The following is a 14,423-nucleotide window of genomic DNA, read 5'->3' as shown; positions in this document are numbered from 1 at the left end:
GTGCGCGTCACCTATGGATTCCGCTTGGCCCGGGACGCCGACCGTATCCGTCAGCTCGTCGCCGTCGAGTCGGAGTGGCTGGAGGTCACCGGCCCCGACGCCGAGGGCGGCGCTCCTCGCGGGTTCCGCCGGGAGGGCGACACGGTCACCGCCCTAGACGACGGCTCCACATCGGGCCCCGTGATGTCGACAGACCTATGGCTGGGTAACGCCGCCGTCACCGACGCGACATTCGCTGGTGTCCTCCACGCACTCTCCTCCCTCACTCTCTACGCCCCCGACCCCGCCCAGATCGCCAAACCACAGCGCCCCGCCCCCGGCGACGTCCTGCTCCCCGACGCATCAAACCTGGGCCAGATCCTGGGCGCCCTGGCTGCCACCCGCCCCGAGGTGAAGCAACGCGTCGACGACTACCTCTCGGCGATCGTCCCCGGCGCGCTCGGGATCGACGAGCAGCCCCTCGACGCGTACTCCTCCGTGCAGTTGCGGATGAGGGACGCCGACACCGACAGCGTCATCCGCTTCGGCGGGGACCAGCTCTCCTACGGCACCCTCCGCGTCGCCGGACTGCTGGCTGCCCTCTTCCAGCCCGACGCGCTCGACGGCTGGACGTCCCTCGTGTGCGTCGACGAACCGGAGCTGGGGCTCCACCCTGCCGCCGCCGGAGTGGTGTTCGACGCTCTCACCGAGGCAACTCAACACGTGCAGGTCATCGTGGCCACCCAGAGTGGTGACCTACTGGACCGGGACGAGTTCGATCCGGACTGGGTGCGTACGGTCGCGGTCGTCGACGGGGCGACTTTGATCGAACCGGTCGGGGATGTCGCCCGCCGCGTACTGGGCAAGGGCCTGGACACGATCGGCGGCCTGATGCGCGGAGACCAGCTGACACCCGGCGACGTGCAGCCGTGACATACTCCGCGACCCCACCGGTGATCGCCTCCGTCGTCGAGGGCGACGGCGAGATCCAAGCCTTACCGAAGCTGCTGCACCGGATCGCGGGAGACCTGGGCCTCTGGCGCATCAGCACACCGCGCCCCGCCCGCGTGCCCCGCAGCCAGCTCGTCAAGGCCGGCGGCATCGAGAACGCCGTACTGAAGCAGGCCGAGTTCGTACGCGGCCATGCGGGCGGTGTCCTCGTCCTCCTCGACGCTGACGACGACTGCCCGGCGTCCCTGGGTCCGACGCTGCTCGCCCGCGCGCGGGACGCATGCCATGACGTCCCCGTCGCCGTCGTACTGCCCTCACGCGAGTACGAGTCATGGTTCCTCGCGGCGGCCGACTCCCTCGCCGGAGTCAGGGACTTCCCCGCCTCCATGACCGCCCCCACGCAGCCCGACACCGCCCCACGCGATGCCAAAGGATGGCTGACCCACCAGCGCGGCAAGCGCCGCCCATACAGCCCCACCGCGGACCAGGCGCCGCTCACCAGTGCCATAGACCTCACTCTCGCCCGCGCCAACTCCCCCTCCTTCGACAAGCTCTGCCGTGACGTCCACTACCTCATGACCGGAAAGCGAGGAGCCTGATCTCCATGACGCGCGTCGACACCGAGGAAGCGTTCGAGAACGCCGTCGAGGACGGCCTCCGCGCACACGGTTGGGAGCCGGGCCTGTCCAATACGTACAACCATGAACTCGGCATCGACACGGGCGAGCTGTCGACCTTCCTCGGCGCCTCGCAGAACGACGCCTGGCTACGACTCCAGGCGGAGTACGGAGAGGGCGAAACCGCCTCCATCCAGCGGTTCGCCAAGCGCGTGGCACAGCAGATCGATGCCCGCGGCGTGCTCGACGTGCTCCGGCGCGGCGTGAACGACCGGAACGTGAAGATCCGGCTCGCGTACTTCCGGCCCGCGCACACACTCGCTGTCGACGCCCTGGCCGAGTACGACGCCAACCGGCTCACCTACGTCCGGCAGTTCCACTACTCGGCGAAGACGCCCGCCAAGTCCGTCGATGTGGCGCTGTTCGTCAACGGGATCCCCACCGCCTCCGTCGAGTTGAAGAACCACCTCACGCAACGCCCGCAGAGCGTCGAGGACGCCATGCGGCAGTACCGCACCGACCGCGACCCGAAGGAACTCTTCTTCGCGAAGCGTGCCCTCGTTCACTTCGCGGTGGATCCGACCCTGGCCTTCCTCACCACTCGCCTGGGCGGAAAGAAGACCCGCTTTCTTCCGTTCAACACCGGCTCCGGCGGCCCTGGCGTCACCGGCGGTGCGGGCAACCCGCCGCTCACGGATGACGCGAATGACGGCACATACCCGGTCTCCTACCTCTGGGAAGACGTGTGGGACCGCCACAACTGGCTTGAGCTGCTTGAGCGTTACCTACACGTCGAGGACGAGCAGGCTAAGGCCGGCAAGTCCCCCGCGTACCGACCCGGCCGGGTCCACACCCAACCGTTGATCTTCCCCCGCTACCACCAGTGGCATGCCGTACGTCAGCTCACCACGCATGCACGCCAGAACGGCGCCGGCGAGAACTACCTCGTTCAGCACTCGGCGGGGTCAGGTAAGTCCAACACCATCGCCTGGCTCGCACACCGGCTGTCCTCTCTGCACACCCCCGAGGATCCGGCGCAGCTCGGCGAGGCTGTCCGGGACAAGGGAATGGCCCCCAACCAGCCGGTCTTCGACAAGGTCATCGTCATCACCGACCGGAGGGTCCTGGACAAACAGCTCCAGGACACCATCTATCAGTTCACCCACACTCCCGGCGTGGTCGTCCGTATCGACGAGGACTCCTCCCAGCTCGCCGGAGCCCTGACCGGTTCCACCGCGCGGATCGTCATTACCACCCTGCAGAAGTTCCCGTTCATTCTGAAGAAGGTCGGCGGGCTCGGCAGCCTCCGCTACGCCGTGATCATCGACGAGGCGCACTCCTCGCAGGGCGGAGACGGCTCGGCAGCACTGAAGAAGGCCCTGGGTTCCAACGCCGTGGACGCGGACGGCGACCCGTTGACGGCAGAAGCCCTGGCCCGCGGACAGCAGCCGAACATGTCGTTCTTCGCATTCACCGCCACCCCCAAGCCCAAGACGCTCGAACTCTTCGGCACGAAGGACCCCGTCACCGAGGAGCCGGGGCCCTTCCACGTGTACTCGATGCGCCAGGCCATCGACGAGGGCTTCATCCTCAACGTGCTGGACACCTACATCACGTACGGCACCTACTTCAAGCTGCACAACGACGCGGCCGAGCAGGTCGAGCAGCAGGTCGATCCGCGCAAGGCCCGCTCCAAGCTGGTGCGTGCGGCGATGTTGTCCGAGGCGTCGATGGCCCAGCGGGCGAAGATCATGGTGGATCACTTCCGCTCGCACAGCGCGGGCAAGCTCGGCGGTCGGGCCAAGGCCATGGTCGTCACCCCGAGCCGGGAGCACGCGGTCCGCCTCTACCTGGCGATTCGCAAATACGTGGACGAGCGAGGCGCCACGGACTGCGGTGCCCTCGTTGCCTTCTCCGGGGCGCTGACGGTGGACAACGTCGAATACACCGAGTCCAAACTCAACGGCTTCCCGGAGAAGGAACTCCCCGGCCGCTTCGGCTACGTACGCGCCGACGATGCGAACCCGCCGTCCGTCCCGAAGCCCGAGTACCGCCTTCTCGTCGTCGCGGAGAAGTACCAGACGGGCTTCGACCAGCCCCTCCTGACGACGATGTACGTGGACAAGCCGCTCGCGAACGTCGCCGCCGTACAGACTCTTTCCCGGCTCAACCGCACGCACCCGCTGAAGTCCCAGGAGGACCTGTTCGTCCTGGACTTCGCCAACAAGTGGGAGGTGGTCAGGGACGCCTTCCAGGACTACTACGAGACGACGCGTACCGAGCCCACCGACCCCAACCTTCTGTTTGACCGTCAGGACGAGGTCATGGGCTACCAGCTTCTCGTCGAAGCCGAGATGGACGCGCTGGTGAAGGCGTACTTCGAGGCATTCGACGACGGGCGCGCCTCCGAGGACCAGGTAAAGAAGGCTCATGCACTGCTCTACCGCTACACGGCCCCTGCCGTGGACCGCTTCAACGGCCTCATGGCTCAGGAACCCGAGAAGGCCAGGGAGTTCCGGCGAGCCCTGGAGTCGTATGTCAAGGCGTACGGCTGGCTGTCGCACATCATCGGCTTCGAGAACCTGGAGCTGGAACGGCTCTTCCAGTACGGGCGGTTCCTGCTCCGCAGGCTTCCTCGCCCCGACGGCACCGCGGCCGCCGACATAGGAGAGACGGTGCCCAGCCACATGCGGGTCAAGCAGACCGGAGCCCCCGAGCTGAAACTGGAGGTGGCGGGGACCCAGGTCCTGCCGGGACTGGTCGCCCAAGCGGCCGGAGCGGCAGCGGAGATCGAGGAGAAGTCGCTCGCCGAGGTCATCGAGTCCATCAACGACGAGCTGGGCGCAGATCTGTCCACCGCCGACCAGATACTCCTCGGCCAGCTCGTCGTGACGATCGCCGAGAACACCGACATGCAGGAGGTGGCCCTGGCTCAGGACGAGGTGACCTACGGCCGTGAACTCGCCAAGGACATGGACGACTTCGTCATCAAGCAGGCACAGTCCAACGACGCGCTGATGGTCCGTTACTTCGACGACGAAAAGGTGAACCGCCTCTTCCGGCGGGTCGCGACAGCCCAGTCGTACAACTTGATCCGCCGTCCTGCCCGCCGCGAGGCCGACCGGCAGGCAACTGCCGAACGGGCGGCGGAGTTGAAGAAACGCGGATCGAAGCGCACCGGTCCTGCCACGCCGTAATCTGCACTGACGATCACCACGAGGGATAGGGGTGCGGCATGGGGGACGACGTGGCGCCGACTCAGGATGCGAGCGAGCCGGAGCGAGTGCTCGCCGGCCGGTACCGGCTGCACGCACCCATCGGCGCGGGCGGCATGGGCGAGGTCTGGCACGCCTACGACGTGAGCCTGGACCGGCGCGTCGCCGTCAAGATGATGCTCGACGAGCAGCCGACCGCATACGCCGTCCGGAACGCCGCCCACCGGGAAGCGCTTGAGATCCGCCGCCAGCGCTTTCTCCGTGAGGTACGGACCACCGCCGGGCTCCATGAGCACCCCGGTATCCCCGCGGTCTACGACACGGGATACGACGAGGTCAGCGGACGGCTGTATGTGGTGATGCAGCTCTTAAAGGGGCGCGAGGTCCAGACGCTCGTCGATGAGACGGACTACGACTACGATCCTCTGCCCCTCCCATGGGCCGCTGCCATCGGTGCACAGATCGCTTCCGCCTTGGACGAGGTTCACCGCCACGACGTCGTACACCGGGACATCAAGCCGGCCAACCTGATGCTCACCCCTGGCGGAGTGGTCAAGGTCCTCGACTTCGGTGTCGCCGCCCTGCTCGGATCGGGGTCGAACCCCCACCTGACCCAGGCCGGAATGACCGTCGGCACGCCCGCCTACATGTCCCCCGAGCAGAGCCTGGCCAACGCGGTCGGCCCGGCCGCCGACATCTACGCACTCGCCTGTGTGATCTACCAACTCCTCACCGGGACCACGCCGTTCACCGAGTCCGGCGGTAAATCCCTCCCCTGGCACCACGTGCACACTCCGCCTCCTGCGATCAGTGCGCTGCGGCCCGACGTGCCCGATGGCATTGAGCGACTGCTGCTCGGCATGCTCCACAAGGATTCCGAACTCCGGATGTCGGCGGCTACGGTCTACGAGACCTTGCTGCCGTTGGCGGCTCAAGGCGCTCCGGTCGGAACGTCGCCCCTGCTCACCGCCGACGGGCTCGAACTCGACCCGTGCACCCCTTTTACCCGGCCATTCGGCGGGACGGTACGGCGCGGGAACCCACAAGCAAGGGCATACACGCCGACAGCACAGGACACTCCGGTGGTCGTGGAGCCCGGCAGGCTGCCCCTGAGCGAGACTGAGGCGGACGAGGCGACCGACCGCGCTTCGGAGCTCGTGAACCAGAAGCAGTTCACACAAGCGGCCGACGTGCTGACGGCCGCACTGGCCAGGGCCGTCGACAAAACCCTGGTGGACGATCTGACGTTGTCCCTCGCGCATGTCAGATTCCTCGCCGGTGCGCACAGTGAGGCTCTCGGACTCTTCCAGCAGGCTGCGGAAGGTCTCGCCCGGCGGCTCGGCGCCGACGATGTCGAGGTGCGGCGATGCCTCTACTACGCAGCCGAGTGCCGTATGGAACTCGGTGAGACCACTGCCGCCGTCGCCGCCTTCGGTGACTATGTGCAGCACGCCCCGGACGAGGACGACGAAGACGCCGTCGATCGTCATTTGGAGGCACTCGCCCAGATCATGCGTTTGGAGGCGGGATCGGAACGGTTCGCGCTGGCCCGGGACGCCGCAATCACCCTCCGCAGTGCGACGCAGCGCTACCGAGGGCCGCACGCACCGGAGTTGGCTGACATCGACGGGTTCATCCAGCGGCTGCGGCGCTTCGAGTAGGGACCGGGGAGGGGCTCGACGTGCGGCCCCTCCCTCTCCGTCTGCAAACGTTCAGTGCTCCGTCGCGTACGCGACGAACGCGGACCAGGTGGTGGGTTCGACGGCCAGCTGCGGACTCTGCTCGATCTTCGAGTCCCGGACATGGACGGCGCTCGTCGAGGCGGCCACCTCGACGCAGTTGTCACCCTCTGTGCCGCTGTAAGTGCTCTTGAACCAGGCCAGTTCGTTGGTACTCATAGCGCTCCTCGCGTCTGCTCCAGCAGGTCCGCGGTGGCCTCGCGGCCGAGGGCCTGCGCACGCATCCTTCCATAACGTTGAAGCAGGGCGCTGACTCCCTTCGGTTCCCCGATCAGGCTGCTGTTCTTCTGCCCTTCGGAGTAACCGAGCCACTGATGGTCCGGGGTCTCAGCGAGATACATGGGGCCGTCGAGACCGGCGTGGTCCTCGCTCCGCGTCGGCATGATCTGGATCTCCACATTACGTCGCCGCCCGGTCTCCAGGAGATGCTCGACGAGGATCCGTGTCACCTCCCGGCCGCCCGTCCAGCGCTCCAGCAGGGACTGTTCGATGATGAAGCTGAAGGCCGTGTTCGGCCGCTCAGTGAGCAGCCTTTGCCGTTCCAGACGAGCCGTCACCTGTTGCTCGACCTGTTCCTCGGTGAGCGGCGGCAGGCTGCCATCGAAGGCTGCCCTGATGTACGCCTCCGGCTGGAGCATCCCCGGCACCAGCCGGCACTCGTACGCGTACAGGCTGATCGCCTCCTCCTCGATCGCCGCCCACTGCCGGAACCAGGACGCAAGCCCTGCCCGCCGCGTCAGAAATCGGGCGGCTGCCCTCAACACCCCCTCAGCGACGAGCACTTCCTCGCCACGGTCGATCAGTTCCTTCGGCGGGAAGCGGCGCCCCTGCTCGATCGAGCCGACGAAGTGCGCCGAATACCGCACCCTGAGCGCATACTCCTCCTGGGTCAGCCCAGCCTTGTCCCGCATCGCCTTGTGGACCGACCCGAAGGTCTTCAACGCATCCGACGTCTCCGGTTCCACGCTGCTGTCCGCCACGCCCAGCACCTCCCGTGCACCACTGCAGCCCCGCCCAACTCGCCAATGGTCACAGCGCGTTACCCATACTGTCCATAGCGCGGACTCGTACAGCGCCGACTGTACGAGTGTCGCCACTGGTCATCCGTGCTCCACCACCGGGACCGTGGACGGCATGCAGACTCAACCGCCCGTCACCGTACGTGTGTTCACCCAACGGCTAAGCTCCACCCGTAAAGGGGCCCGCCTGGCCCGTCTCCTCACGCTCCAGCAGCTCGATGCCTGGGGCATCCCCTACTGCTGCGACGTCTCGGACGCCGCCGCCCTGGTCGTGGCGGAACTCGCCGCGAACGCCGTCCGCCACGGCCACCTCCCCGGACGGGACTTCGAGCTGACGCTCGTCCTCGCCGTTTCGACGCTTCGCATCGAGATCGCAGACGCCCGCGCCGAACGCCTGCCCCGCACGGGACCGGAACTCCCAGGAAGCGAAACAGGCCGCGGCCTTCTCCTGGTCTCAGCCCTCACCACCCAATGGGGTACGGAGCCCCGTCCTCACGTTGGCAAGACAGTTTGGGCCGAGCTCGACACCAGTGCCTACACGACGATGTGACCGCCTCGGCGGATGTCAGTCCTCGTCGTTCTGACTGTCGAGCCACTCGGTGGCAAGCTCGTACAGATTCCGTTTGCCGTCGGCAGTCCAGCGCGCCGGCGCTTGTACCGACGTTGGGGCCTCGTCCCATCCGGCAAGTTCCCAGATACGGAGAACCAACTTGTTGGCGGAGTACAACTGGCCGTCATAGGCCCAGAGCAGCGGCTTGCTACGGTCGTTCTGCCAGGTTGCCTGCGTCCTGCGCGGGTCGGCCGCAAGCCATTCCTTCACCGCGCGAGCCTCGGGAACATTACCGGGGATGTAGGTCAGCGGAGTGCTGTCTTCTAGGAGCCTCGCATTGATCAACGTTGGCACGGTGTCGGGACGCCGCGCCCTCCGGCTCCGCTGAGCGGGAGGCTGATAGTTCGCCGAAAGCTCCGGCACGGGGCGGCCACTGCGAACATCCGGCAGAACCAGGCGAGCAAGCTCCCGGCACTTGGTCTCATTGGTGAAAGTGCTCGTGAGGAAGGAGGTGGGGCCGAACTGCACATCGACATGGTGGATCAGCCACGAAAGCACGGACTTTGCGAGGCCGGGCACGGCGGCGAGTGCCGCTTCCAGGTCGTAAGCCGGTTCGTCGATGTCATCAATGTCGAGAAGCTGGAACACCAGGTGGGCAATCAGCAGATCACCGCGCTGAGTCGTATCGGCCGCCCGCCCGTGCGTCCGCTTGCGCAGTGCGTCCAGTTCCTCGCCCACGGCCCGGTGGATGCGTACGCTGCGCCAGATCCGAAAGGCGCTCGGAACCTCGCCGAACAGTCGAGGATAGGCTCCGCTTCGACCTCGCTCCCACAACAGGTCCGTGTCCCGCTTGGCCCGCACGGTGAGCTCGGGAGTCCGATGGGCACAGGCCAGGGCGATCGCCGCATGGACCACAGAGCACCCGGATTCCGGTGCGGGATCGGCCTCGCCTCGTTTGAAGACGTACAGCTTCTGAAGGGAAAGGTCGAAGTCCTCCCGGATCAGGGCCTGGGCGTCGTCCAACGCTACGAAATCCCTCTGGGACACGTCATTCTGAGTGTTCGTAGTCTCCGTGATGCGAGCCGCGTACTGCCCCCGCTCGGATCCGAGCGAAATGACTCGGACGGTGACATCGGCGTCGTCGACGGTCTCGGGGCTCCGCTCCCTCGCCTTGTGGATCTCTGTCACCGTCTGTGCTCCGTTGACGACGCTGGCGCGTGTCAGCCGCAGTTCAACCGTTTCGTCCGGGCGTCGCCTCCCCGGCCAGGTGGGCTCGATCTCGTCGCACAGGATGGTGATGCCGTTGTTGAAGTACCAGAAATTGTCCGGTTCTTCGCTGAGGGTGGTCTGGATACCGGAGTTGATGCGGGTGAGCCCCAGAGACTTACGAATGTTCTCGTCGTAGAGACGGTCGCCGTGCTCCTCGTACCACAGCGCGACGTCAGCCGCCGCAACCGATCCCTGGTAGGCCACAAACGGCATGTCCCTTTTAATCCACTGCGGCATGCGCACCGTGATACCGACCGGCTCCGGAGCTCGGTCGTTCTTCAATTGCTGGAGCAGTTCGCCGGCCCCCATGAGCCGGTAGTCCAGCATGGGACCGAGGCCGAAATGATCATCGGCTGCTCGGCGCAGGATCGCTTCGCTATCCGCATGAAGCGGGTCGTTGCCGACGACGGCAATCACCAAAGTGATCTTGAGCCGGGTATCAGCGAAGGCAGAGTCCAGCCGGGCGGTGAAGGGTGCGAGCTTGTCGTTGAACAGATCGAACCGGCGCTGCTCCAGCAGGCTCAGCCCGTCGATAAAAGCACGCGCCGCATGGGTGTCGAAGCCGGCTGTGCCCGAATCCTTCCACTTCGCCTGCACAAGCCAGACCTGCGCGCCGTCGGATACAGCCACGGCGTCAATGCCGTTGTCCCGACTACCGTCGATCACGGCTTCCGCACATGCCTTGTGATCCCACCCAGTAACCCGGCGAATGGCCGTCGCAGCCACCGCGCGCGACAGGAACGCCCGGTCTCGCTCGACCTCGGAGTTACGTTCAAGATCGCTCTCGTCGATCAGCCCCCCGGTACCCCCGGATCAGTGCCTCGCGGATCTGATGCAGCTCCAGCGCCGTCGCCCTGATCGGCCCTCGCCCCGCACTGCCCACCGTTCTCCCTACCAATGATTCCGCTCCCTGATGATCCAGCGTCACCAAGCGTATCTGGGTGGATACGAGCCCTTACAGCGAACGACGGAAGGAGTGGCGGACAGATCAGAAACGAAAAGCCTCACCGCCCCGAAGGGCAGTGAGGCTGCTGCTGGTGTCCGAGGGGGGACTTGAACCCCCACGCCCGATAAAGGGCACTAGCACCTCAAGCTAGCGCGTCTGCCATTCCGCCACCCGGACCAGGTGTCTGCCGCCTTGACGGGGGTGTTCCCCGCGGCGACATGGACAACAATACCAAGCTTTGGGAGTGCCCTTCACCTGCATATCCGTCCTCCCGGGAAGCTCTGGGAGCCCCGTCCGGGGCTGTGACGACAGTATTCTGTATACTGTTGGCCATCATATGGCGGCCCCGGCTCGGAGGCGACATGGCAGATCTGGATTCCGCGGTGGTGCTGGGCATGGCAGACCAGGCACCCGACGGCATAGTGATCACCGACAGGGAAGGGCTGATCCGTTACTGGAACCGGGGCGCGGAGCGCATCTTCGGGTTCGCGGCGGCCGACGTGGCGGGTCGGAGCCTGGACGTCATCATTCCCGAGAGGCACCGCAAGCGGCACCAGGAAGGCTTCGACGCGGCCATGGCGCGGGGCTCCAGCAAGTACGGGGACGCGGATCTGCTGAACGTGCCCGCGCTGGCGGCGGACGGCCGCAAGCTGTCCATCGAGTTCAGCGTCGTGCTGCTGACGGGGCCCGACGGCAGCCCCTACTGCGGCGCGGTCATCCGGGACGTCACCGCTCGACGTGAGCGCGAGCGGGAGCTGATGCGGCGCCGGGCCGAGACGACGACGGTCTGAGCCCCCCGGACAGCGCGGAAGCGGCCGTGGCCTTCGGGCCACGGCCGCTTCGTGTCGGTGCTACGTCAGACGATGACCCCGCTCTCCTTCAGCCGGCCGATGGTCTCCTCGTCGTAGCCCAGCTCCACCAGGACCTCGGAGCTGTGCTCGCCCAGCAGCGGGGCGCCGACGACCTCCGGCTTGAAGGAGGAGAACTTCACCGGGCTGCCGACCGTCAGATACGTGCCGCGGCCCTTCTGCTCCACCTCGACGACCGTGCCGCTGTTGCGCAGGTCCTCGTCGTAGGCGATCTCCTTCATGCTCATCACCGGGGCGCAGGGCACCTCCCACTCCCGCAGGATGTCCACCGCCTCGTACTTGGTCTTGTCCGCGAGCCACTTCTCGATCTCCTCGAAGATCTCGAAGATGTGCGACTGGCGGGCGCGCGCGGTGGCGTACTCCGGGTCCTCGGCCCACTCGGGGTGGCCGATCACCTCGGCGGTGCGCTTCCAGTTCTGCTCCTGGACCGTGAAGTAGATGTACGCGTTCGGGTCGGTCTCCCAGCCCTTGCACTTGAGCACCCAGCCGGGCTGGCCACCGCCGCCCGCGTTGCCGCCGCGCGGCACCACGTCGGTGAACTCGCCGTTCGGGTACTGCGGGTACTCCTCCAGGTAGCCGACCCGCTCCAGGCGCTGCTGGTCGCGCAGCTTGACGCGGCAGAGGTTGAGCACGGCGTCCTGCATGGAGACGGAGACCTTCTGGCCGCGTCCGGTCTTCCCCCGGTCGATGATCGCGGTGAGGATGCCGATCGCCAGGTGCATACCGGTGTTGGTGTCGCCGATGGCGGCGCCGGAGATGGTGGGAGGGCCGTCCCAGAAACCGGTGGTGGAGGCGGCGCCGCCCGCGCACTGGGCGACGTTCTCGTAGACCTTGAGGTCGTTCCAGGACGACTGGTCGTTGAAGCCCTTCACCGAGCCGAAGATCAGCCGCGGGTTGAGTTCCTGGATGCGCTCCCAGGTGAAGCCCATGCGGTCCAGCGCGCCCGGGGCGAAGTTCTCCACCAGGACGTCGGCGTCCTTGATGAGCTTCTCCAGGACCTCCTTGCCCTCCGCGGTCTTGGTGTTGATGGCGAGGGAGCGCTTGTTGCTGTTTAGCATCGTGAAGTAGAGCGCGTCCAGGTCCTCGATGTCCCTGAGCTGACGGCGCGTCACGTCTCCGCCGTTGGGGCGCTCCACCTTCAGGACGTCGGCGCCGAACCAGGCGAGCATCTGCGTGCAGGCGGGACCGGCCTGGACCCCGGTGAAGTCGATCACCTTGATTCCGGCGAGCGGCTTTTCACTCATGTGTGCTTCCTTTTCGTGAACGTGCGCGTACGCAGCGGGAGTTCGGGACGTGAGGGAGGAAACTCGTGGTGCAGGCGGTCACTTCTTCTTCGGCGTGATGTTGCCGACGGTGATGCCCTTGGGGTTGAGGTGCGAGATGTGGCCGCTCTCGGTGCCGGCCGAGGGGTCGATCACGCAGTCGATGAGCGCGGGGCCGCCGGAGGCGAGAGCCTCGGTGAGGGCGGCGGTGACCTCGGCGGGCGTGGTGGCCCGGTAGCCCTTGCCGCCGAACGCCTCGATGAGCAGGTCGTGGCGGGCCGCCGACATGAGGGTGGTGGGTGAGGGGGCGTCGTCGTACGGGTTGGTGTCGTCGCCTCGGTAGACACCGCCGTTGTTCATGATCACGGTGACGACGGGCAGCTTGTAGCGGCAGATCGTCTCGATCTCGATGCCGCTGAACCCGAAGGCGCTGTCGCCCTCGATGGCCACGACCGGGGCGCCGCTCTCGACGGCGGCGGCGATGGCGTACCCCATGCCGATGCCCATGACGCCCCAGGTGCCGCTGTCGAGGCGGTGGCGCGGCACGTGCATGTCGATGACGTTGCGCGCGATGTCCAGGGCGTTGGCGCCCTCGTTGACGATGTACGTCTCCGGGTGCGCGTGCACGACGTCGCGTACGGCCTTCAGGGCGCCCATGAACTGCATCGGGTGCGGGTCGGCCTCCAGGCGCTTGGCCATCTTGGCGACGTTCTGCGCCGAGCGCGCCCCCAGCTCCTCGCGCCACGCCGAAGGGGCCGTGATCTGGCCGGGCTTGGTGCGTTCGGCGAGTGCGTCGAGCACCGACTCGATGTCACCGACGAGCGGTGCGGAGATGGGCTGGTTGCTGTCCATCTCCTTGGGGTCGATGTCGATCTGGACGAACTTGGCGTCGGGGTTCCACCCGGCCTGGCCATGGCCGAGCAGCCAGTTGAGGCGGGCGCCGATCAGCATCACGACGTCGGCCTTCTTCAGCGCCAGGGAACGGGCGGTGGCCGCCGACTGGGGGTGATCGTCGGGCAGCAGGCCCTTCGCCATCGACATCGGTACGTACGGAATGCCGGTCGACTCGATGAACTGCCGTACCTTGGCGTCCGCTTGGGCGTACGCGGCTCCCTTGCCCAGCACCACCAGCGGGCGCTCGGCGGAGGCAAGGAGCTCGATCGCCCGGTCCACGGCCTCCGGCGCCGGCAGCTGGCGCGGCGCGGGGTCCACGAGACGGCTCAGCGTCCGGTCGCCCTCCTCCTTGGGCATGATGGCGCCGAGCACCGCGGCGGGGATGTCGAGATAGACACCGCCGGGGCGTCCCGAGATCGCGGTGCGCAGGGCGCGGGCGATGCCGCGGCCGATGTCCTCCACCCGGCTCACCCGGTAGGCGGCCTTCACGAAGGGCTGCGCGGCGGCGAGCTGGTCCATCTCCTCGTAGTCGCCCTGTTTGAGGTCGACGAGGTGGCGCTCGCTGGAGCCGGAGATCTGGACCATCGGGAAGCAGTTGGTGGTCGCGTTCGCCAGGGCGACCAGGCCGTTGAGGAAGCCCGGGGCCGAGACCGTGAGGGCCACGCCGGGTTTCTTGTTGAGGTAGCCGGCGATGGCGGCCGCGTGTCCGGCGTTGCTCTCGTGGCGGAAGCCGATGTAGCGGATGCCCTGCGCCTGGGCGAGCCGGGCCAGGTCGGTGATCGGGATGCCGACCACCCCGTAGATGGTGTCGACGTCGTTCATCCTGAGTGCGTCGACGACCAGGTGGTACCCGTCGGTGAGCTCGGTCGGAACGTCGGCTGCTGCCGCGGTCTCCAGTGTCGAGGGGGCGGTCATGGTCCGAGGTCCTCCTTGGGCAGGTCCTGCCGGAGCGGCTACTTCTCTCACCATCCGCAGCGCGCTCGTCCGCGTCCAAGACCCATCGGCGACCAGCCGATAAACGGCGTCTATCGAGGGCTGGTCAGGGGTCTGGCAACTGCCTTGATAGACAGCCGCTATCGGCCGTTCGCCAGCGGGTATTGGACGCGCACCGGG

General features: G+C 66.8%; 11 protein-coding genes and 1 tRNA gene. 6 read left to right on the top strand and 6 right to left on the bottom strand.

What is annotated here, in order from left to right; translation table 11 throughout:
* Genes QF027_RS39485 through QF027_RS39470 form a run of 4 tightly spaced genes read left to right on the top strand, consistent with a single transcriptional unit; the run spans window position 1 to window position 6,423 of the window.
* The gene (locus QF027_RS39485; RefSeq protein ID WP_307080138.1) at window positions 1-912 is read left to right on the top strand and encodes an AAA family ATPase; all 912 of its coding nucleotides are present in this window, start codon (window positions 1-3) and stop codon (window positions 910-912) included.
* Window positions 909-1,529 carry a DUF4276 family protein gene (locus tag QF027_RS39480; RefSeq protein ID WP_307080136.1) on the top strand — a complete coding sequence of 207 codons (621 nt, stop codon included), beginning with the start codon at window positions 909-911 and terminating at the stop codon, window positions 1,527-1,529. The genes QF027_RS39485 and QF027_RS39480 overlap by 4 nt, the downstream gene beginning before the upstream one ends.
* A gap of 5 nt (window positions 1,530-1,534) precedes the next feature.
* Window positions 1,535-4,744 carry a type I restriction endonuclease subunit R gene (locus QF027_RS39475; RefSeq protein ID WP_307080134.1) on the top strand — a complete coding sequence of 1,070 codons (3,210 nt, stop codon included), beginning with the start codon at window positions 1,535-1,537 and terminating at the stop codon, window positions 4,742-4,744.
* A gap of 38 nt (window positions 4,745-4,782) precedes the next feature.
* The gene (locus tag QF027_RS39470; RefSeq protein ID WP_307080132.1) at window positions 4,783-6,423 is read left to right on the top strand and encodes a serine/threonine-protein kinase; all 1,641 of its coding nucleotides are present in this window, start codon (window positions 4,783-4,785) and stop codon (window positions 6,421-6,423) included.
* Window positions 6,424-6,474: 51 nt separating this feature from the next.
* On the opposite strand, the gene QF027_RS39465 is transcribed toward QF027_RS39470, so the two are convergent.
* On the bottom strand, window positions 6,475-6,660 hold the full coding sequence (locus QF027_RS39465; RefSeq protein ID WP_307080130.1) for a DUF397 domain-containing protein: 186 nt from the start codon (window positions 6,658-6,660) through the stop codon (window positions 6,475-6,477).
* Window positions 6,657-7,481 carry a helix-turn-helix domain-containing protein gene (locus tag QF027_RS39460; protein ID WP_373432459.1) on the bottom strand — a complete coding sequence of 275 codons (825 nt, stop codon included), beginning with the start codon at window positions 7,479-7,481 and terminating at the stop codon, window positions 6,657-6,659. The genes QF027_RS39465 and QF027_RS39460 overlap by 4 nt, the downstream gene beginning before the upstream one ends.
* Window positions 7,482-7,635: 154 nt before the next feature.
* Here QF027_RS39460 and QF027_RS39455 point away from each other — a divergent pair, with 154 nt between their 5' ends.
* Window positions 7,636-8,070 carry an ATP-binding protein gene (locus tag QF027_RS39455; RefSeq protein WP_307082656.1) on the top strand — a complete coding sequence of 145 codons (435 nt, stop codon included), beginning with the start codon at window positions 7,636-7,638 and terminating at the stop codon, window positions 8,068-8,070.
* Window positions 8,071-8,085: 15 nt separating this feature from the next.
* On the opposite strand, the gene QF027_RS39450 is transcribed toward QF027_RS39455, so the two are convergent.
* Both QF027_RS39450 and QF027_RS39445 read right to left on the bottom strand, forming a co-directional pair.
* A complete protein-coding gene (locus QF027_RS39450; RefSeq protein ID WP_307080128.1) occupies window positions 8,086-10,005 on the bottom strand; it encodes an AIPR family protein in 1,920 nt (639 codons plus the stop codon).
* 369 nt (window positions 10,006-10,374) lie between these two features.
* Window positions 10,375-10,462, bottom strand: a tRNA-Leu gene (locus QF027_RS39445).
* 185 nt (window positions 10,463-10,647) lie between these two features.
* On the opposite strand from QF027_RS39445, the gene QF027_RS39440 reads away from it, so the two are divergent.
* Window positions 10,648-11,076: a PAS domain S-box protein gene (locus QF027_RS39440; RefSeq protein ID WP_306974072.1), complete on the top strand. Its 429-nt coding sequence runs from the start codon at window positions 10,648-10,650 to the stop codon at window positions 11,074-11,076.
* A 65-nt stretch (window positions 11,077-11,141) separates the two neighbouring features.
* Here the strand turns inward: QF027_RS39440 and frc are convergent, their stop codons facing one another.
* Together frc and oxc are read right to left on the bottom strand one after the other, a co-directional pair.
* On the bottom strand, window positions 11,142-12,398 hold the full coding sequence (gene frc / locus QF027_RS39435; RefSeq protein ID WP_306974074.1) for a formyl-CoA transferase: 1,257 nt from the start codon (window positions 12,396-12,398) through the stop codon (window positions 11,142-11,144).
* Between the two features lie 78 nt (window positions 12,399-12,476).
* The gene (oxc, locus tag QF027_RS39430) at window positions 12,477-14,225 is read right to left on the bottom strand and encodes an oxalyl-CoA decarboxylase (protein ID WP_307080126.1); all 1,749 of its coding nucleotides are present in this window, start codon (window positions 14,223-14,225) and stop codon (window positions 12,477-12,479) included.
* Window positions 14,226-14,423: the final 198 nt, after the last annotated feature.

The organism is Streptomyces canus, from assembly GCF_030816965.1.
GTDB lineage: Bacteria > Actinomycetota > Actinomycetes > Streptomycetales > Streptomycetaceae > Streptomyces > Streptomyces canus_E.
This window is presented reverse-complemented; position numbering and strand designations above follow the sequence as displayed.